Origin of the sequence: Solibacillus sp. CAU 1738, from assembly GCF_039888725.1 — a bacterium.
In the GTDB taxonomy this organism is placed as follows: Bacteria; Bacillota; Bacilli; order Bacillales_A; family Planococcaceae; genus Metasolibacillus.
Map to the genome: position 1 here is coordinate 20,889 of NZ_JBDQQN010000001.1, position 20,817 is coordinate 41,705.

General features: G+C 36.6%; 19 protein-coding genes and 1 other annotated feature. Of the genes, 14 read left to right on the forward strand and 5 right to left on the reverse strand.

The genetic code is table 11. The features are described 5' to 3' along the window. The first annotated feature begins 232 nt into the window (after positions 1-232). The gene (locus AAFN87_RS00175; protein WP_347789927.1) at positions 233-646 is read left to right on the forward strand and encodes a GNAT family N-acetyltransferase; all 414 of its coding nucleotides are present in this window, start codon (positions 233-235) and stop codon (positions 644-646) included. A gap of 394 nt (positions 647-1,040) precedes the next feature. Here AAFN87_RS00175 and AAFN87_RS00180 read toward each other — a convergent pair whose 3' ends face one another. Then, complete coding sequence (locus AAFN87_RS00180; RefSeq protein WP_347788971.1) at positions 1,041-1,553, reverse strand: gamma carbonic anhydrase; 513 nt, start codon at positions 1,551-1,553, stop codon at positions 1,041-1,043. 136 nt (positions 1,554-1,689) lie between these two features. Between AAFN87_RS00180 and AAFN87_RS00185 the strand changes: the two genes are divergently transcribed. From AAFN87_RS00185 to AAFN87_RS00195, 3 genes are all read left to right on the forward strand, one after another. Then, positions 1,690-2,490, forward strand: a complete 801-nt coding sequence (locus AAFN87_RS00185) for an alpha/beta hydrolase (RefSeq protein ID WP_347788972.1) — start codon at positions 1,690-1,692, stop codon at positions 2,488-2,490. A gap of 190 nt (positions 2,491-2,680) precedes the next feature. Next, positions 2,681-4,240 (forward strand): alanine/glycine:cation symporter family protein, encoded by a 1,560-nt coding sequence (locus AAFN87_RS00190; protein ID WP_347788973.1) that lies wholly within the window; start codon positions 2,681-2,683, stop codon positions 4,238-4,240. A gap of 253 nt (positions 4,241-4,493) precedes the next feature. After that, complete coding sequence (locus AAFN87_RS00195; protein WP_347788974.1) at positions 4,494-5,237, forward strand: class I SAM-dependent methyltransferase; 744 nt, start codon at positions 4,494-4,496, stop codon at positions 5,235-5,237. Positions 5,238-5,473: 236 nt separating this feature from the next. On the opposite strand, the gene mnmM is transcribed toward AAFN87_RS00195, so the two are convergent. Together mnmM and mnmL are read right to left on the reverse strand one after the other, a co-directional pair. Further along, positions 5,474-6,052, reverse strand: coding sequence for a tRNA 5-(aminomethyl)-2-thiouridylate-methyltransferase MnmM (gene mnmM, locus AAFN87_RS00200; RefSeq protein WP_347788975.1), 579 nt, complete (start codon positions 6,050-6,052; stop codon positions 5,474-5,476). Next, positions 6,049-7,005 carry a tRNA modification radical SAM protein MnmL/YtqA gene (gene mnmL / locus AAFN87_RS00205; protein ID WP_347788976.1) on the reverse strand — a complete coding sequence of 319 codons (957 nt, stop codon included), beginning with the start codon at positions 7,003-7,005 and terminating at the stop codon, positions 6,049-6,051. Before mnmL ends, mnmM begins: the two co-directional genes overlap by 4 nt. Positions 7,006-7,166: 161 nt before the next feature. On the opposite strand from mnmL, the gene AAFN87_RS00210 reads away from it, so the two are divergent. From AAFN87_RS00210 to AAFN87_RS00225, 4 genes are all read left to right on the forward strand, one after another. Next, positions 7,167-8,327: an MDR family MFS transporter gene (locus AAFN87_RS00210; RefSeq protein WP_347788977.1), complete on the forward strand. Its 1,161-nt coding sequence runs from the start codon at positions 7,167-7,169 to the stop codon at positions 8,325-8,327. Positions 8,328-8,371: 44 nt separating this feature from the next. Continuing rightward, positions 8,372-8,586, forward strand: a binding site (T-box leader). Between the two features lie 102 nt (positions 8,587-8,688). Then, positions 8,689-11,103, forward strand: coding sequence for a leucine--tRNA ligase (gene leuS / locus AAFN87_RS00215; protein WP_347788978.1), 2,415 nt, complete (start codon positions 8,689-8,691; stop codon positions 11,101-11,103). A 103-nt stretch (positions 11,104-11,206) separates the two neighbouring features. Next, positions 11,207-12,400: a class I SAM-dependent rRNA methyltransferase gene (locus AAFN87_RS00220; RefSeq protein ID WP_347788979.1), complete on the forward strand. Its 1,194-nt coding sequence runs from the start codon at positions 11,207-11,209 to the stop codon at positions 12,398-12,400. Positions 12,401-12,413: 13 nt separating this feature from the next. Further along, positions 12,414-12,602 carry a hypothetical protein gene (locus AAFN87_RS00225; RefSeq protein ID WP_347789928.1) on the forward strand — a complete coding sequence of 63 codons (189 nt, stop codon included), beginning with the start codon at positions 12,414-12,416 and terminating at the stop codon, positions 12,600-12,602. 128 nt (positions 12,603-12,730) lie between these two features. Here the strand turns inward: AAFN87_RS00225 and AAFN87_RS00230 are convergent, their stop codons facing one another. Together AAFN87_RS00230 and AAFN87_RS00235 are read right to left on the reverse strand one after the other, a co-directional pair. After that, a complete protein-coding gene (locus tag AAFN87_RS00230; RefSeq protein WP_347788980.1) occupies positions 12,731-13,660 on the reverse strand; it encodes a hypothetical protein in 930 nt (309 codons plus the stop codon). After that, a complete protein-coding gene (locus tag AAFN87_RS00235) occupies positions 13,653-14,150 on the reverse strand; it encodes an RNA polymerase sigma factor (RefSeq protein WP_347788981.1) in 498 nt (165 codons plus the stop codon). The genes AAFN87_RS00230 and AAFN87_RS00235 overlap by 8 nt, the downstream gene beginning before the upstream one ends. 173 nt (positions 14,151-14,323) lie before the next feature. Here AAFN87_RS00235 and AAFN87_RS00240 point away from each other — a divergent pair, with 173 nt between their 5' ends. The 6 genes from AAFN87_RS00240 (at position 14,324) to AAFN87_RS00265 (ending at position 20,816) form a co-directional block, all read left to right on the forward strand. Beyond that, complete coding sequence (locus tag AAFN87_RS00240; RefSeq protein WP_347788982.1) at positions 14,324-14,833, forward strand: sigma-70 family RNA polymerase sigma factor; 510 nt, start codon at positions 14,324-14,326, stop codon at positions 14,831-14,833. Beyond that, the gene (locus tag AAFN87_RS00245) at positions 14,826-15,749 is read left to right on the forward strand and encodes a hypothetical protein (protein ID WP_347788983.1); all 924 of its coding nucleotides are present in this window, start codon (positions 14,826-14,828) and stop codon (positions 15,747-15,749) included. The genes AAFN87_RS00240 and AAFN87_RS00245 overlap by 8 nt, the downstream gene beginning before the upstream one ends. A 12-nt stretch (positions 15,750-15,761) precedes the next feature. Next, positions 15,762-16,553, forward strand: coding sequence for a hypothetical protein (locus AAFN87_RS00250; RefSeq protein WP_347788984.1), 792 nt, complete (start codon positions 15,762-15,764; stop codon positions 16,551-16,553). A gap of 733 nt (positions 16,554-17,286) precedes the next feature. Continuing rightward, entirely contained in the window at positions 17,287-18,747 is a 1,461-nt protein-coding gene (locus AAFN87_RS00255; protein ID WP_347788985.1) for an aminotransferase class I/II-fold pyridoxal phosphate-dependent enzyme, read from the forward strand. 1 nt (position 18,748) lies between these two features. Next, on the forward strand, positions 18,749-19,615 hold the full coding sequence (gene speE, locus AAFN87_RS00260; RefSeq protein ID WP_347788986.1) for a polyamine aminopropyltransferase: 867 nt from the start codon (positions 18,749-18,751) through the stop codon (positions 19,613-19,615). 1 nt (position 19,616) lies between these two features. Beyond that, positions 19,617-20,816, forward strand: coding sequence for a saccharopine dehydrogenase family protein (locus AAFN87_RS00265; RefSeq protein WP_347788987.1), 1,200 nt, complete (start codon positions 19,617-19,619; stop codon positions 20,814-20,816). The last annotated feature ends 1 nt before the right edge of the window (position 20,817 follow it).

The window sequence follows — 20,817 nt, forward strand, 5'->3', positions numbered from 1 at the left end:
CGGTACAACACGATGTTGATTATAAAGGCATTGAGAAACGACATAATAAGTTCCCTTATAGTTATTTCATAGAACTATCTCCATTTAATTACAAAAAAGAAGGAATTTCAAAGTTTGGGTCGAATTTCTTATAGTATATTAAGATGTGTTTGGAGGTCTCAATTTTGTTACTTTACTTTTGATATATATCATCTGCTAAAAAATAGAAAAATAAATTTGGAGTTGATATATGATGATATATAAAAATTCTCTTAATGGGGTTTCGTCGGATATGTTAAAAGGCTTTTTTGTGGATTGGCCAAATCCCCCAAATCCACAAACTCACTTAAAGTTGTTAGAAAATAGTAGTAAAGTGGTCGTTGCGTTAGATGAAAAATCTAATCAAGTAGTTGGATTTATAACAGCAATTAGTGATGGTGTTCTATCTGCCTACATTCCGTTCCTTGAAGTTTTGCCAGAGTATAAAAATAAAGGTATTGGCCATAAATTAGTAAAACAAATGTTAAAAGAACTTGATGATATTTATATGATTGATTTGTGTTGTGATGATGATTTAGTTCCTTATTATGAAAAGTTTGGATTGAGAAAATCAAATGGAATGTTCGTAAGAAATTACGAAATGCAGTCGGGAGTTTCAAACAAATAAATATATAGAAAAACGCTTGGATATTTTCCAAGCGTTTTTATGTGCAATAGAGAGATCATTACCAAAATAATAGATATTATTACTGGCGACTAGATATTGATTACTTATAACTGGAACAGTCTTCAATGAGTGCGCTACAGATTGAACGAGAAGTGAGTCATTTTGTCTACGAATAAAACTAGTTGATTGGAATGCAGGCGGCGACTTCAGCGGGAACAGCACGAGTGGAAGATCCATTTTTTTGCTTGGAAAGCAAAAAAATTAGCTGAAACCGTGCCCGCGAAACGCGTCCGCCGAAATGACAATCAACGGCATCAAAGAAAAAGAAAGTACAGGAACGTTTTTCGATCTAGTACTCTCTAATTTGTTCCTAAAGGACTTTCAAATGTCCTTACTATCCTTGAATTGATTTATAATACTGTCCTTTTTCCACATATTCGCGAATAATACGATCCATGTCTTCTCGGTCTTCAGCTGTAACTTCACGAACAACTTTTGCAGGGCGTCCCATTGCAAGTGAGTTTGGCGGAATCTTCTTTCCAGGAGGTACTAAACTTCCTGCACCAATAAAAGCCCCTTCGCCAATTTCAGCGCCATCTAAAATAATTGAACCCATGCCAATTAGTGCACGTTTTCGGATAATGCAGCTATGTAATGTTACTTGGTGTCCAACTGTTACTTCATCTTCTATAATAAGTGGATTGTTTGGGCTTTGATGTAAGCAGCTTAAGTCTTGTATGCTTACACGTTTACCTATAATAGTTGGTGCAACATCCCCACGAATAACAGTATTAAACCATATTGTCGTTTCAGCGCCGATAGTAACATCTCCTGTAATCGTTGCATAATCCGCAATAAAAGCGGAAGGGTCTATGATAGGATTTTTATCTTTATAAGGGTAAATCATCGTTAACGCCTTCTCTCTAGTAAGATATACAAATATCGTAACAAAATGAATAAAAGATTGATACATAATTTAAACCAAATAGTAAGACTTCGTTTATAATGAGTTAGTGTAAGAATTTTTATTGGAGGGGAATGCAATGTGGAAGTGGGAGGCTGAAGGGCAACCGAAAGCAGTCATTGCAATTATTCATAGTGCATATGAGCATCATCGCTCATACGCTTGGTTAATTGAAAAATTCCGAAATGCAGGATTTCACATTGTAATGGGCGATTTACCAGGTCATGGTGAGCAAGCAAAATACTCACGTTACCATGATGAAGATTTTACAAAGTATTATAGTTATGTAAAACAGCTTATAAAAATAGGGCTTTCATATAATTTACCTATTTTTGTTTTAGGCAATGGTTTAGGCGCGACAATTGCAATGAAAGTATTGCGCAAAAATAAATTTGAATGTGCAGGTGTGATTCTCGCATCACCGTGGTTACATTTGAAATTGCTACCGGGGAAACTATCTCATGCACTAACGAGCTTAAGTGCATTAACATCAAATGTCAAAATGAATCATGATATTACGCCTCAAATGATGACAAGAAATTATGAAGTATATGCGGAGTTGCAAGATGATGTTCCGCAAAATACCGTTGTTACAGTAAAGTGGTATAAGGATTTACAGCTTTTGATGAAGCAAGTAAAAGATACTGAAACGAAATTCCCTGACATACCTGTGTTGCTAATGACAGGGGGACGCGATCAAGTTACAGATGCGAATACGGCAAAACTATGGTTGTTGCAGCAATCTTTATCTCATTTTCAATACAAAGAATGGGCAGATTGCCAACATAGTTTATATTTTGAAATGGAACGTGAAGAAGTATATTTATACACGAGGGATTTTATGAGCAATGTATTACGCTCACTCGGGTATATAGTTTAAAGTATGATAAAAACCTATCGAATGATTTTTTTTCGATAGGTTTTTATTATTTGGATACTATAATATTTTCATATTAACATTTCGTTCATCTGAATTGTTAGAATATTCCAATAAAAACATTGAATAATAAGTGTATATGTAATATAGTAGGTTTCAAAATAATACAATTACTTTCAAAGGGGGGATTTTAATGGAGTCATTAGTTAATACTTTGAATGATATTTTATGGGGACCGTGGTTTATATATGGTATCTTGCTAATCGGACTATTTTTTTCAATTATTACTCGTTTTTTGCAAGTACGTTATATTAAAGAAATGTTTGTTTTAATGTTTAAAGGGCAGAAATCTGAAAAAGGGATTTCTTCATTCCAAGCGGTATCAATTGCATTATCAGGGCGTGTAGGTACTGGTAATATTGCAGGTACAGCAACAGCGATTGGAATGGGGGGTCCTGGTGCGGTTTTTTGGATGTGGGCAATTGCCTTCATCGGAGCTGCAACGGCTTATGTAGAGTCAACATTAGCGCAAATTTACAAAGAGGAAAGAGAAACAGAGTATAGGGGTGGCCCAGCCTTTTATATTGAAAAAGGGATGGGGCAAAAATGGTTTGCAGTAATTTTTGCAGTTGCAGCGTTAATCGCGATGCTTATTTTAATGCCTGGTGTTCAAGCAAACGCTATCGCAGGTGCGATGGATAATGCATTTGGTATTGAACAGTGGATTACAGGCTTAATCATTGCCGCTTTACTTGGTGTTATTATTATTGGTGGGGTTAAATCCATTGCGAACGCAGCACAAATTATCGTACCTTTCATGGCGATTGCGTACGTTATTATGGCTTTAATTATAATTGTGATGAATATTTCCGAAGTACCAAGCGTTATTGCATTAATTTTCTCAAGTGCATTTGGTGCGCAAGAATTATTTGGGGGTATTGTAGGTTCTGCAATTGCTTGGGGGGTAAAACGCGGTATTTACTCAAATGAAGCAGGTCAAGGGACTGGTGCTCACCCTGCTGCCGCTGCAGAAGTATCGCATCCAGCAAAGCAAGGATTAGTGCAAGCTGCATCTGTTTATATTGATACTTTGTTAGTATGTTCAGCGACAGCGTTTATGATTTTATTCACAGGAATGTATAATGTACACGACGAAAGCTTGGATAAAGTTCAAGTTATGGTAGAAGGAGAGCCGCTTGAAGTAAATGGCGAACCTTATACGATTCATCCAACTATTTTTACTGGTGAATTCGGCCAAGGGAAGTATACAGGCGATGCTCAAATTTCTTTTGCGCAATCGATAAAAGAAGGAGCAACGTATACACAATATGCAGTTGAAAGTTCATTGCCAGGGTTCGGTAGTCCTTTCGTTGCGATAGCATTATTCTTCTTCGCCTTTACTACGATTATGGCATATTACTATATTGCTGAAACGAATGTAGCTTATTTATTATCAGGTAAAAATGAGAAGATCGCTATTTGGATTGCAAAAATAGTTATCTTAATAGCTGCCTTCTACGGTACAATTCGTACATCAGATATCGCATGGGGAATGGGGGACGTTGGTTTAGGACTAATGGTATGGATCAACGTAATTGCCATTTTAATTATTATGAAGCCAGCTATTATTGCATTAAAAGATTACGAGAAACAGAAAAAAGAAGGAAAAGATCCTGTCTTTGATCCTCGTCCATTAGGTATTAAAGGTGCAGACTTCTGGATTAAATATAGTGAAAAAAATAAAGAAAAATAATATGCAATAAGGGATTTTCTAAAAGTCATTTTGAAATGAAATTTTACTGCAAAGTTATATAAGAATCTGCTTTCTTTCAGAGGGCAGATTCTTTTTTGTGGATAAAAAAGTAGTTGCAATTTTTATAGGTGTTATCAGCAAAAGCGATTTTTTGTCAGATTACCGTTATGTTTAATTAATTTTTTACAAAAAAATGTTATTATACAAAATATAGGCAAATGAAATATCAAGTATATCGGAGGGGGCAATGAAGATGTATAATTCTATTTCAGCTGAGGTTTATAATTTAGATAAACCAATTGGCAGTTCATTTGGGGATGTTGAGTATTATAGTAGTAGATTAAGCCGAGTAAAAGGAAGAATATTAGAGCCGGCTGTGGGGACAGGTCGTATTTTAATTCCATTACTTGAAAAGGGGTATACAGTGGATGGTTTCGACCTTTCTGAAGAAATGCTAGATTACTGTCGAGATAATTTAAAAAAGGCATATAAAGAAGCAAATGTTTTTCGAGCAGATATGGAGACATTTCAATCAGAACAACTATATGAAGCAATTATTATCCCAACAGGAACATTTTTATTAATTAGCGATGAAGAAAAAGCATTCAATATAATATCCAATTTTTATAATCATTTGGAATCAGATGGTCGGATAATAATAGATATATTTTTGCCGACAGATTTCGTTGAAGGGAAATCTACATATCGTACTTTTTCTAATACACAAGGTGACCTTATCACATTTCAAATTACCGAATCTGAAATAAATTACATTGAACAAACTACAATCTCTCATCATCGTTATGATAAGTGGAAAGAAGGTAAATGTATTGAGAGCGAATTTGAAGTTTTCAAATTGAAATGGTATGGAGTGAAAGAATTTAAAAGGCTCCTAATGCAAATCGGATTTAAAGATATTGTGATTTCAGCTGACTATAAATATAAACAATATCCAACCAATCCAAATCAAGTTATTACGTTCGAGGCAGTTAAATGATATTCTTTTCAAATGGAGAAGTGAAAAATAGTAAAATCGTGAAGTTATCTTAAGTGATTACTGTCAACTTCAAGGGGCTGTAAATGTGCCTCCTTTTACAAAAGGTATGGATCCAGCCCGCGAAACGCGTTCGCCGGAATGGAAATCAACGGCATTGAAGAAAAAGAGAGTACAAGAACGTTTTTCGTTCTAGTACTCTCTAATTTGTGACTACAGGACTTTTTCAGTGCCCTCAACTACTTAGTAGGTAAATCCTTCACTTTTTCTAAAGCGATAACAAACGGTGGATCATTATGCTGGTTTAAAAATTCATAGCGTAATACATGAACATATTTTTGTGGCAAGCTGCTTACGTAGCGAATGATCGCGTCTCGTTCTTCTTTACCGCCTTCATGTCCATGATAAATGACAAGGACAATTACACCACCGATTTTTAATAATTGTAATAGTGATTCAAGTGCAGCAATTGTCGTATTTGGTTTTGTAATTATTTCGTGATTGCTCCCTGGTAAATACCCAAGATTAAAAATTGCACCTGCAACTTGTTTAGTCACATACTTTCCAATGTTTTCATGACCATCTTTGAGGACGATTGCGCGGTGTTCGAGCGCATTGTCTAGTAAACGATGTAATGTCGAATCAACCGCTTCTTTTTGTACATCAAATGCGTAAACATACCCATCATCTCCGACAAGCTGTGCTAAAAATAGCGTATCATGTCCATTACCAGCAGTAGCATCCACGGCAATATCCCCTTCATGTACCGCGTCCTTTAATAAGCTTTGTGCATATTGTAATACACGTTGTAATTTCATTTTTTCACTTCCGCTTTAAAGTGTTTTCCTTGCCATGAACCTCGACGCTCTAATTCGGCATCAATCCCGTTCAGTACTTCCCATTTATTTACACTCCACATTGGACCAATCATTAAATCAATAGGACCATCCCCTGTAATACGGTGAACTATCATTTCCGGGGGAATAATTTCCAACTGGTCTGCTACGAGTTGAATGTATGCATCCTTATCCATAAATTCTAGCATCCCTTTTTCATACTGTTTTACGAGCGGTGTCCCCTTTAATAAATGCAGTAAATGAATTTTAATGCCTTGTACATCAAGCTTCGCTACTTCACGCGCAGTTTCCATCATCATATCGTAGTCTTCAAGAGGTAAACCATTAATTATATGTGTAACAATGCGAATATTGTGCTTTCGCAGTTTTTCGACACCTTCTACATAAGTTTGATAATCATGTGCGCGGTTAATTAAGTTTGCTGTTTTTTCATGTACTGTTTGTAAACCAAGTTCTACCCATAGGTAAGTGCGTTCATTTAATTCTGCCAAATATTCGACAACGTCATCTGGCAAACAATCGGGACGAGTTGCTATACTCAAACCCATTACCCCTTCACAAGCTAGTGCAGCTTCGAACTTTTCTTTTAATACTTCAAGTGGAGCATGTGTGTTTGTATATGCTTGGAAATATGCCATCGTTAAGCCGTCTTTCCATTTATTCTCCATTTTCGCTTTAATTTCAGCAAACTGTACATCAATGGGATCCACTTTATTGCCGGCGAAATCACCAGATCCTGCTGCTGAGCAAAACGTACAGCCTCCAAATGCAACTGTACCATCACGGTTAGGGCAATCAAAACCAGCATCAAGTGCCACTTTATATACTTTTTTTCCGAATTCATTTCGTAAATAACGATTCCATGTATAATACCGCTTTCCATCTGATGGGAAAGGGAAATTTGTTTCTGTCATGTTAGTCACTCCTCTAACTCATTATTTTAACACGTGTTAAGCAAAGTGACATATTGAAAAATTTTTCTTGTACTTTTTTTAAAATAAGCATAAACTGTTTTTTTGGAATAAAAAAGTGCAAGTATTTATTTCATATAGTTAGAGTTTTAGGAGGGTATTTTTTGCCAAAGCAAGTGTGGTATTTAGTAATTGGTATGTTTTTGAATTCAGTTGGCAGCTCCTTCCTATGGCCGTTAAATAGTATTTATATTCACAATCATTTAGGAAAGTCTCTTACAATTGCTGGTGTTGTATTAATGTTAAATTCTTTAGCAGCAGTTTTCGGTAATTTACTTGGTGGATTTTTATTTGATAAAATAGGTGGCTATAAAACGATTTTGGTAGGTGTTTGGAGTAATTTTTTAGCCTTATTTTTATTAGCCGTTTGGCATGAATGGCCGTATTATGTCGTTTTTCTAACCTTTATTGGCTTTAGTGGAGGGATTGTTTTCCCTGCGATGTATGCACTTATTGGTAGTGCTTGGCCGACAGGGGAACGTAAGGCATTTAATACGATCTTTTTAGCAAGTAATGTAGGAGTTGCTATTGGTCCAGCATTGGCAGGCGTTATTGCAGAATTAAATTTTGAGTATGTATTTATAGCAAATTTAGCGACGTATTCCATTTTCATTTTACTAGTGTTGTTTACATATAAACGATTTGATACGAAAGAAATGGCTCCTAAAAATGTAATTGCAGAAAGTACAGGCTTACAATCGAAGGCAACTTTCTATGCATTACTAATATTGTGTATTGCATTAGTCTTTTACTGGTTGTCCTATTCGCAATGGAGTGCAACAATTTCTTCTTACACGCAAGGGCTTGGTGTAAGCTTATCACAATATAGTTTGTTATGGACAATTAATGGGCTATTAATAGTGGGAATCCAACCATTTATTCGCCCACTCATTCAATATTGGGAGCATAAACTAAAACATCAACTAATATTTGGATTAGTGTTAATGGGCATTTCTTTCGGTATAGTATCTATTGCAGAAGACTTCAAAATGTTTGCTGCGGCAATGGTCGTTCTTACACTAGGAGAAGTATTTTTCTCTCCAGCTATACCGACTGTTGCGAATAAAATGGCACCAAAAGGGAAGCAAGGTTTTTATCAAGGTGTTGTCAATAGTGCAACAACTGTGGGACGTACGATTGGACCATTATTTGGTGGAATAATGGTTGATTTATATGGCATGCAAGTTTTAGCCATTATATTGACGGGGATTTTATTAGTAGCTATCATTCCATGTTTACTTTATGATCGAGTAGTTTCCAAATAAGACTTGTGCTTTCCGAACAATTCCATTAAAATAAATGCAATATATAAACGACTGTGACAAGGAATAGTAAATTTCGACACTTTTTTAGAGAGCTAGCGGCTGGTGGAAGCTAGTAAGTGAACAAATTGAACTCGCCTTTGAGTTTGCTTTTAGTGAATACAGTAACTAATTGCCGTGTTTTCGCGTTAAGAAATTAAGCTGAGTGCAGTGTCACTAATGTGGGTGGTACCGCGGGAGTTAAATACCTCTCGTCCCTTTCTTTACGGAATGGGGCGAGTTTTTTTATTTTTTGAAAAATTTCGTCAATTCCGTTTAGGCGCGCGAAAACAAGTCGAAACTAATACTTTAAGGAGGAAGAAAAGTGAGTTTTAATCATCAACAAATCGAAAAAAAATGGCAAAAATATTGGGCTGACAACAAGACATTTAAAACGGTAAATGATAATGACAAACCGAAGTTTTTTGCGCTAGATATGTTCCCGTATCCATCAGGGGTAGGTTTACACGTAGGGCATCCAATTGGCTATATTGCTACGGATATTTTAAGTGCTTATAAACGTATGCAAGGTTATAACGTATTGCATCCAATGGGGTGGGACGCGTTCGGTTTACCTGCTGAACAGTATGCACTTGATACTGGAAATGACCCTGCTGAATTTACAGCAAAAAATATAGCTACATTCAAAAGACAAATGAATGACTTAGGTTTTTCGTATGACTGGGATCGTGAAATTAATACGACAGATCCAAGCTACTACAAATGGACACAATGGATTTTCATTCAATTATTTAATAAAGGCTTAGCCTATGTCGATGAAGTAGCTGTAAACTGGTGTCCGGCATTAGGTACAGTGCTTGCAAATGAAGAAGTAATCGACGGAAAATCTGAACGTGGTGGTCACCCAGTTGAAAGACGTCCAATGCGTCAGTGGATTTTACGTATAACTGAGTATGCAGATCGCTTACTAGAAGATTTAGACGATCTTGATTGGCCAGAAAGTTTAAAAGAAATGCAACGTAACTGGATCGGTCGTTCTGAAGGGGCTGAAGTAACGTTCGCTATCGATGGCTCAGACCATACTTTTAAAGTATTTACAACTCGCCCGGATACTTTATTCGGGGCAACATATGCAGTTCTTGCTCCGGAGCATAAGTTAGTTTCAGAAATTACAACACCAGAGCAACAAGCAGCTGTGGAAGCTTATATGGATAAAGTAAAGCTAAAATCAGACTTAGAACGTACAGATTTAGCGAAAGAAAAAACAGGCGTATTTACTGGTGCTTATGCGGTGAATCCAATTAATGGCGAAAAAATGCCTATTTGGATTGCTGATTATGTATTAGTAAGTTACGGAACTGGTGCGATTATGGCCGTTCCTGCTCATGATGAACGCGATTATGAGTTTGCTAAAGAATTTAAACTTCCAATTAAAGCGGTACTTGAAGGTGGCGACATTGAAAAAGAAGCCTTTACAGGTGACGGTGTCCACATTAATTCAGGTTTCCTTGATGGTTTAAATAAAGAAGAAGGTATTGCAAAAGCAATCGAGTGGCTGGAAGAAAAAGGTGTGGGTGAGAAGAAAATTTCTTACCGTCTACGTGACTGGTTATTTAGCCGTCAACGTTATTGGGGTGAACCAATTCCAGTTATTCACTGGGAAGATGGTACGATGACAGCAGTTCCTGAGTCAGAGCTTCCACTTATGCTTCCGAAAACGAACGATATTAAACCAAGTGGAACAGGTGAATCTCCACTAGCAAATATTACTGAATGGGTAAATGTTGTTGACCCTGTAACAGGTAAAAAAGGTCGTCGTGAAACGAATACAATGCCACAATGGGCTGGTAGCTGTTGGTACTACTTACGTTATATTGATCCGCATAATGATGAAATGATTATTGATCCGGAACTAGCTAAGCGTTGGTTACCAGTTGATATTTATGTAGGTGGTGCAGAACATGCAGTACTACATTTACTATACGCTCGCTTCTGGCATAAAGTACTTTACGATTTAGGTGTTGTTCATACGAAAGAGCCATTCCAAAAGTTATTTAACCAAGGAATGATTTTAGGTGAAAACAACGAGAAAATGTCTAAATCTAAAGGGAATGTAGTAAACCCAGATGATATCGTTGAATCACACGGTGCAGATACATTACGCTTATACGAAATGTTTATGGGACCACTTGAATCATCGAAAGCTTGGTCTACAAATGGACTAGACGGAGCTCGTCGATTCTTAGATCGAATTTGGCGTTTATTTGTTTCAGATAATGGTACACTAAACGAAAAAATTGTTGACACAAACGATTTGAAATTAGAGCGTATTTATCATCAAACAGTGAAAAAAGTAACTGAAGACTTTGAAGCAATGCGCTATAACACAGCTGTTTCTCAAATGATGGTGTTCATCAATGAATGTTATAAAGTTGACTCTATCCCTAAAGAATACGTTGAAGGCTTTGTTAAAATGCTTTCTCCAATCACTCGTCATATTTCAGAAGAGCTATGGGAAAAACTTGGTCACGAAGGCACAATCACATATTCTACATGGCCAACTTACGATGAGTCTAAACTTGTTGATGATGAGGTAGAGGTTGTCGTACAAGTTTTAGGAAAAGTACGTGCTAAAGTGAAAGTAGCTAAAGATATTTCAAAAGAAGACTTAGAGGCTGCTGCACTAGCTGATGAAAGAGTACAAGAATTTATCGCAGGAAAAGACGTTGTAAAAGTAATTGTCATTCCGGGTAAATTAGTAAACATCGTAGTAAAATAATGTAGGAGAAGCGATTCGTCCTTGGTGGCGAATCGCTTTTTAATTTCGCATATTTCGTAAAAGCATGACATAATAAAAGAACTATAAAATAGAGGATGACACAATGACAAATATAGTGGAATTATACGTAAAGGATACGTTTGTAAAGGAACTAACGAACGGTTATCCATTAATATTAAAGGACGCGGTTGAAATACCAGAAGTGTCGATTGCTGAAGGTACAATTGTCCGTTTAGTGAATAAACAGGGGCAATATATCGCAACAGGCTATTATGGCGTACAAAATAAAGGGATTGGCTGGGTATTAACTCGTAAAGAAAAAAGTCAAATTGATGTGAAGTTTTTTGCCAAAAAAATTCGTGAAGCTGCAGAGAAGCGAGCAGATTTTTACGCATCTGAAGATACTACAGCTTTCCGTATTTTTAACGGTGAAGGCGACGGCATTGGTGGGTTAACGATTGATATCTTTAACGGCTTCTATATGGTGAGCTGGTACAGTGAAGGCATCTATTCATTCCGAGAAGATGTGTATACTGCCCTTGCTGAAGTCGTGAATGCGCGCGGTGTGTATGAAAAGAAACGATTTAATGTTAACGGTCAGTATGTGGAACAGGACGATTATGTATCGGGTGAGGTCGGTGAATTCCCGCTTATCATTCAAGAGAACGGTATGAACTTTGCAGTGGATTTAAATGACGGAGCTATGACGGGTATTTTCTTAGATCAGCGTAATGTACGTAAAGCATTACGTGATAATTATTCACTGGATAAAACGGTATTAAATACGTTTTCTTACACAGGCGCATTTTCTGTAGCAGCTGCTTTAGGCGGTGCTGTGAGTACGACAAGTGTAGACCTTGCAAAACGAAGCTTGCCGAAAACAATTGAACAATTTGCTGTGAACGGCATTGATTATGAGTCCCAAGATATTAAAGTCATGAATGTATTTGATTATTTCAGCTATGCAGCACGGCACGGATTGCAATTTGATGTAGTAGTGCTGGACCCACCTAGTTTTGCCCGCACGAAAAAAATGACGTTTAGTACAGCAAAAGATTATCCGAAATTGCTGAAGGATGCAATAGCGATTACGGCGGATAAAGGTGTTATTATTGCATCAACAAATAATGCGAGTTTCAATATGAAAAAGTTCAAAACATTTATTGATAAAGCTTTTAAAGACTCGAACAAGCGCTATAAAATATTAGAGCAACATCAATTACCGGAAGATTTCCGTACACCACATAACTACCCTGAATTCGACTATTTAAAAGTAGTATTTATTCAAGTAATGTAGAAGGAGCTTGACGATGAAATATAATAAAAATACGATGCTGAAATTAATTAACGAGCACCGCGAATTACACGATGAGTTGAAAGCAATTAAAAAAGACATGGGGCTTGATAAAACTGCAGCTGTAAAAGCGCTCTACCATTCAGTAGTTGCAGATGGCGGTCGTTTTATGCAAGATTATCAGGATTTAGAAAGATTGAAGTAGAAGTAGAAACTGCGGGCGAACGTTGCCCGCAGTTTTTTGTTATATAAATATTTTGTAATATTAGATTAATAACTTACTAAATTTAGATAAATATACCTCTTTAGCAACCGAATTTTTTAGCAATTTTCTTATAGAGAAAAGATAACCCCTATAAAGAATAGGAGCGCTAATAATAGTGGTAGCTCCCACATCGAGCGCACGCGGTCTGTAAGTTTAAAATTACGTAAAAAATAAATAGCATATGGAATGAAAATAGCACAAATTATAAAGATGGCATGTGTTGTACCGAAGAGATATATACTAGTACCTCTTAGAAAAATTGATACATATAAATAAGCGCCTAAGCCATAGAAAAAGTATCTTTTTTTATTAGGACGATTAGATTGGAATGGAAAATAACCTGTAAATTTTTTTATCAGTAACAAAAAAGCACAAATCCCAATGACACTAAAAAGATATTTAATAAAATTATTAAAAAAATTGTTATTTTCTCTATACTTTAAATTCATATCGTGTAGTGATTGCTTTCGCTGATCTGTAAGTTGAAGAATTTGCTGAGTCACGCAGTCTTTTACAAATCCAGTTTCCCTGTTGTCGTCGAATGTTGAGTAGAACTGGAGATACTGCTTTTTGCCATCTTCAAACAGAAGTAAGTAATCGCTTGAAGCATTTCGATTTTTAGCACTATCTATTTCAGTTGAAGTACGAAGGTCCTCACCTAGCTGTTCCAGAAATATGATTTCCTTTGTAGTTTTTACTTGCTCGGTATCTATATAGTACCAAGCATTCAAATTAAAAATAGGCTCTGTATTGAAATTTTCGACAAAATAGATTTTATTAATAGAGCTGCTAGTCGCCGTTATTTGATCAATCGAAGGAGAAACAGAAAATGACCAAATAAGTAAAATGGCTGCAATAACAGTTGTCGGAAGTATTGTACGATATTGCAACTTTACGCGACCTTCTTTTTGCTTTATCCGAGCTTTAATAATTGCAAGTGATTCAGCCACTTTTTCATTAGACCGTTTAGGAGGTAGGATCCGTTTTAAATCATTCATCAGTTTGTTCTCCTTCCATTAATACTCTTAATGCCCTAAGCCCACGCTCTGTATTATTTTTTACTTTTGCTTCACTCCAACCGAGTACTTGAGCTGTCTCTTTAATTGATAATTCTTCAATTTTTCGTAATGAGATTGCGGCTCTAAATTCAAACTTTAATTGCGAAAGCGCTTTGTATAGCTCACGGACATCCTCTTGCACATGTAGTAGTTCCTCAGCAGAAGGTAAGAACTGTTCGTATGTATTTGTAAACCGAATAAATCTCAAAATTTTTTGCCGCTTATAATAGTCATATGTTAAATTTCGAGCGATTTTTCGAAGCCACGTAAGCATCGTTGCTTGCCCGCGAAAGCTTGTTCTTGCATCATATGCACGGATAAATGTTTCCTGCATTAAGTCTTCAGCAAGTGATTTATCAAATGTTAAATAATAAATAAATGCATATACTTGCTCGTGATACTGCGCATAATCACGGTCGAGTGAAAACATCTTTAGCCCTCGTCTCCTTTCAAATTTGTTGTAAAATGTTTACTTTCCACGTTCTTTTCTAACTTAGACGACTGGATTTCCATTTTGATTCAAAAATATTAACATATTTTTGAAACTATTTCTGAAAAATATGCGACTATAAAGAAAGTGCAGAAAAGTGAGGTGAGAAAAGGGTGGATTTACAGAAGGTAATGAATGACTACGGTGAATATTGCATTCGCGTTGCGTATTTATATGTGAAGGACTGGGCAGCGGCAGAGGAAATTGTCCAAGATGTATTTTTAGCTTACTACAACAACCATAGCCGCTTTGAAGGAAAGTCAACATTGAAAACATATTTAGTTAAAATTACAGTACATAAAAGCCATGATTATTTACGAAGCTGGCGTGCAAAAAAGAGACGTTTATTGCAACCTTTTCAAATGACAACTACAGCACCATCGATTGAAAGGCAGGCTGTGCTAGCACATGAAAAAAGCGAGCTGATTGAGGCTTTGCTTGAACTAGCTATGCATTATAGAGAGGTGCTCATACTTTATTATTATGAAGAACTAAAAATTCGCGATATTGCCGCACTACTAGAGTGCTCTGAAAACACAGTGAAAACAAGGCTCAAACGAGGACGTGAGCAGTTAAAGGAGAAACTAGAAACGAGTGAATGGGAGGTGTTGCTACATGAGTAGTTGGAAGCGAGAAATGGATAAGCACTTTGGTGAAAAAAACTATTTTACAATAGAATTAGAACGGAAAATATTGCAAAAAGCGCAAAAAAAGAATCATTTTAAATGGCAGTATCCAGTGTCACTCCTTGCTACTTGCGCAGTACTATTTTTACTTATAGTTACAGCACCAAATCAAAAAGAAAAAGTAGTAAAACAAGCAACACCATTCGAAACAATGATTGAGCAATCGAGCGCGGAGAAATTTTATATTGCAGGAAGACCAAGCAGTCGCGAGGAGTTTTTAGTACGAGATTCAAGCATGTATTTATTTACAAAAGGTTATAATGACCGAGAATTTATTAACGAATTTATGCATTCGATGATATTAACAGAATCTGTGGAACCAAGATATGGAAATTATACGGATATAATTGTCAAAATGGAGGACGGACAGCAGCTTAAACTAAAAGTATTTGATTTTAAATCATGGCTTGGGGTCATTGATTTACAGTCGCGTTTATTTTATAAAGTTGAAGGACCTTCTGTTACGAAGTTCCAGCATTATATAGAGCAAGCAAAGCCGAAAACTGGGATGACGGTAATACTAGCGACTGCAGTGATAATCTTAACTAATCTCCTTCAACAAACAATGCCGAAATTATTGCATTTACCGAAACGTAAAAAAACTTATGTAAATAAGGCACAATTAGTCGTATCGATTATTTTAAGTATTGGCTTAATTATGGGCTTGTTATTACTAGTAAGTTCAAGTTATATCGTACATGGCTTTATTGTCGCTGCATTTGCCATTACATTTTTTGGAACGACTTTATTATTTGAATATATTTTTGCTAAAGAAGAAAAGTATTATATTGTGCAACTAATGACTTCGGTGATTGCACTAATTATTATTTTCATTATGTTGTGGATGCTATAGGGGGCGAAATAAATGAAGAAATGGTTATTACTTGTATTACTTATTCTCGCAGGTTGTAGCGAGGATCATAGTGCCACTTTTGTTGCGCCACCAGAATATGACTATCCATTTGAAGATAGTGCATTTTTAATATATGACCAGCCGAAAGATCAGGCTGTAGTAGAAGGTGATAATGCTTTCTTTTTTCAAGCGGTGACTACTTATGAACAGGCTAGTTTTTTACGTCGGAATGCGCATTATATGACAATAGCATTAAATGGTATTGATGCGGATCATTTTGACATGAAATTAGGTGATCGATATGAAATTGAAGAGAAGATTTATTATGAGATCATCCTCTTTGTATATTTGTCCTATGATCAATTAAAAGTAATGGATGAACTTGACACGTTAACATTGACGTTTGCTGGCAAGCCATTACTTACGCAAAAGTTAATCCCTATTAAACTTGCTAGTGAGCATAAAGAATCTGGCTTTCGAGCGGATACTTCGATTGATGTATTAGCTCCAGGGAAGCATACAGTTCGCATTTCACTTAGTAATAATGGGGAAGTAGCGGTGACGTTGGAAAAATTATTGTTAAATTTCGATAAAGCGAATGTTGAAGCGGATTTGCCAATTGTTATAAAAGCGAATTCATATAAATCACAGGATATTCATATAGATTTACTAGAAGAATTACCAGAAGACGGGATGAATTTATACGGCAAGCTAAATGATGAACGAGAAGTATTTATTGGCACATTTTATCCAGTAGATAAAAATAAGAAATACGCCCGCATATTACACGAGCGACTGAATTAGTGGGTTTTCATCCTGTTACACAGAAAATTGCTAACAAATAAGCAATCTAAATTTACTAATTATGGAACTAACCTTAGGCGAAAATTTTAGAAAATAAAAAAAGTGAGAAATCCAGTCATACCAACGGCGAATCTATAAATTATGTAAATTTGAATTAAAATATCCAAAAAAATATCTTTTATACAATTGACAATTTAGAATTGCGTTGTTAAGATGAACGAGTTATTAAATTGGAAAGCAAATATTCATTAGGGTCTTTCCAGCAAAATACTTTTTGACCACTTTCTTTAAGAAAGTTAAGGCCATACGGACAGCCGGGTCAACTGCCGACTGGCAACGTCATGTTGCTTTATTGATTGAGTTAGAAGCTCAAATTTTATAAGTTGGTTACTTTACAACCAGTGTATAAATTACACATCAACTTGTGAAACGGTCAATAAGAGTAGTAAAAGTAATTATTTGCTATATAGACTCTAAAAACCTATTCGGTTATGTATGAATATTGAAAAAGCTTCCTTCTTAGCATAGCTATGATTGTATTTGCGTACGGTAAAAATATCTATTATTTTTATTGTCGCACTTTTTCGAATATTATTGATACATAGAAGCAAGTGATGGTGCTTATACCATTCGCTTGCTTCTTTTTGCGTTGTCAGAGCATTTTTATCAGCGTTAATTTGCAGCACTTGAATGGGGCAGCACTTATTTATGGCAAACAGGAGATGAATGAAGTATGTACGAACAATTATCGCAACATAACGCACCTATATACGATGCGTTACAGGCATTTAAGCGTAAGCGTATCGTCCCTTTTGATGTACCGGGACATAAGCGGGGCCGCGGTAATCCAGAGTTGACGGCGTTTTTAGGAGAGCAGTGTGTCGGTGTCGATGTGAACTCGATGAAGCCGTTAGATAATTTATGTCATCCTGTATCGGTAATTAAAGATGCCGAGGAGTTAGCCGCAGAAGCTTTCGGTGCAGCACATGCCTTTTTCATGGTGAACGGTACAACTTCTGCTGTGCAGTCAATGGTATTAACAGCATGTAAGCGCGGCGATAAAATCATTTTGCCACGTAACGTCCATCGCAGTGTTATTAATGCATTAGTTGTTTGTGGCGCAGAACCGGTTTATGTCAATCCCGATATGGATTATCGCCTTGGGATTGCGCTTGGTATGAAAATTTCGCAAGTAGAAAAAGCAATAAAAGAAAATCCAGATGCAAAGGCGATTTTAGTCAATAATCCGACATATTACGGTATTTGCTCAGATTTACGTGGCATTGTGAAATTGGCACATGATCATAATATGCTCGTTCTTGCTGATGAGGCGCACGGTACACATTTTTATTTTGGAAAAGATATGCCAGTTTCTGCTATGGCAGCTGGGGCTGATATGGCAGCAGTTAGTATGCATAAATCAGGTGGAAGCTTAACGCAAAGTTCATTTTTACTAATGGGTCCATCTATAAATGCGGGTTATGCACGTCAAATTGTCAACTTAACGCAAACAACTAGTGGTTCTTATTTACTGCTCTCAAGCTTAGATTTATCTCGTCGTAATTTAGCGCTAAAAGGGGAAGGAATTTTCGACCATGTTATCAAACTATCACAATATGCACGCGATGAAATTAATAAAATTGGTGATTATTACGCCTATTCAAGCGAGCTTATTAATGGCGATAGTATCTATGATTTTGATGCGACAAAGCTATCTGTGCACACATTAGATATCGGTTTAGCAGGTATTGAAGTATACGATATTTTACGAGATGAATATGATATTCAAATTGAGTTTGGTGATATTGGCAATATTTTAGCGTATGTGTCAGTAGGGGACCGCGAGCGAGATGTGGAGCGATTAGTAAGTGCACTTGCCGAAATTAGACGTCGCTATAAAACAGATAAGGCAGGTCTAATTACGCAAGAGTATATCGATCCCCAAGTTATGACGACACCACAATATGCGTTTTATGCAGAAAAGGAATCATTGCTACTACAAGACACAATTGGCCGTGTATGTAGCGAATTTGTAATGTGCTATCCGCCGGGTATTCCGATTTTGGCTCCAGGTGAAAAAATAACGGAAGAAATTGTACAGTACATTGAGTATGCCAAAGAAAAGGATTGTACGATTATCGGGCCAGAGGATTTAGAAATCAAGCGACTCAATGTGTTAACGGAGGTGCTGTAACATGGAATTATGGTTTAGCGAAAGCCATACACCAGATGTGAAGTTATCTATCAAAATCGACCGCCAATTATATAGTGCACACAGTGAATTTCAACGTATTGATGTATTTGAATCAAAGGAATTTGGGCGCTTTTTAACATTAGACGGTTTTATGATGCTAACGGAAAAAGATGAATTTATTTATCACGAAATGATTACACATATTCCAATGGCAGTCCATCCAAATCCAAAAAAGGTTTTAGTAATTGGTGCTGGAGATGGCGGCGTCATTCGTGAGTTAGTACAGTACAAATCGATTGAGCATATTGATTTAGTGGAAATCGATGAAATGGTCATTGAAGTATCCAAACAGTATTTACCGCAAACAGCGAGCAAATTAAATGATCCGCGTGTGCATATTCATATTGAGGACGGCTTAAAGTATATCCGCTCTTGTGACAATGAATACGATTTAATTATCGTTGATTCCACAGACCCTTTCGGACCGGGCGAAGGATTATTTACGCGAGAGTTTTACGGTAGCTGCTATAAAGCATTAAAAGAAGATGGCATTATGGTTAATCAACATGAGAGCCCGTTTTATGATGAAGATGTTGCTGCTATGCAACGTGCACATCAACGCATTATTGAGTGCTTCCCGATTAGTCGTGTGTATCAAGCACATATCCCGACATATCCGTCAGGGCACTGGCTATTTGGCTTTGCCTCAAAAAAATATCACCCGGTAAAAGATATGAGTGCAAGTGTATGGAAATCAAATAATATTTCAACAAAATACTATAACTCAAATCTACATAAAGGTGCCTTTTACTTACCGAATTATGTACAAACGTTATTAACAGAAGTTGAAAATAAAGGAGACGAGTGAAATGGGTAAAGCGTTAATTATTGGTGCAGGTGGCGTAGCTTCAGTTGCTATCCACAAATGTGTTCAAAACAGTGAAGTATTTGAGGAAATTTGCATTGCGAGCCGTACAAAGTCAAAATGTGATGAATTAAAAGCAAAATTAGACGGTCAAGGTACAAAAATCACGACTGCACAAGTAGATGCAGACAATGTTGAGGAGTTAATCGCATTAATCAACGAAGTAAAACCTGATATCGTCATGAACTTAGCTTTACCATATCAAGATTTAACGATTATGGATGCATGTTTAGCGACAAAAACGCACTATATGGATACGGCGAACTACGAGCCAGAAGACACTGCAAAATTCGAATACAAATGGCAATGGGAATACCGCGAACGTTTTGAAGAAGCGGGTATTACAGCACTTTTAGGTTCTGGCTTTGATCCAGGTGTAACTGGCGTCTTCACAGCACATGCACTTAAACACCATTTTGATGAAATTGAATACATCGATATTTTAGACTGCAATGGTGGAGACCATGGCTATCCATTTGCAACAAACTTCAACCCAGAAATTAATATCCGTGAAGTATCAGCTAACGGCCGTTATTGGAAAGAAGGAGAGTGGATTGAAACGCAACCAATGGAGATAAAACGTGTGTACAATTTTGATGAAGTTGGCGAAAAAGATATGTACTTGCTATACCATGAAGAACTTGAATCACTTGCACAAAACGTGCCGGGCTTAAAACAAATTCGTTTCTTCATGACATTTGGTCAAAGCTATTTGACGCATTTAAAATGCTTAGAAAACGTTGGTATGACATCAATCGAGCCAATTATGTATGAAGGTAAGGAAATTATTCCATTACAATTTTTAAAAGCGGTGTTACCAGACCCAGCATCACTTGGGCCACGTACAAAAGGAAAAACAAACATCGGCTGTATTTTCCGAGGTAAAAAAGATGGGCAACCTAAAACGTATTATGTGTACAACGTATGTGACCACGAAGAGTGCTATAAAGAAGTTGGTTCTCAAGCAGTTTCTTATACGACAGGTGTGCCTGCGATGATTGGTGCAATGATGATATTAAATGGTGAGTGGAATAAACCAGGTGTTTACAACATTGAAGAGTTTAATCCAGATCCATTCATGGAAGCATTAAATAAATGGGGATTACCTTGGAAGGAAAGCTTCAATCCGGAGCTAGTGGACTAAT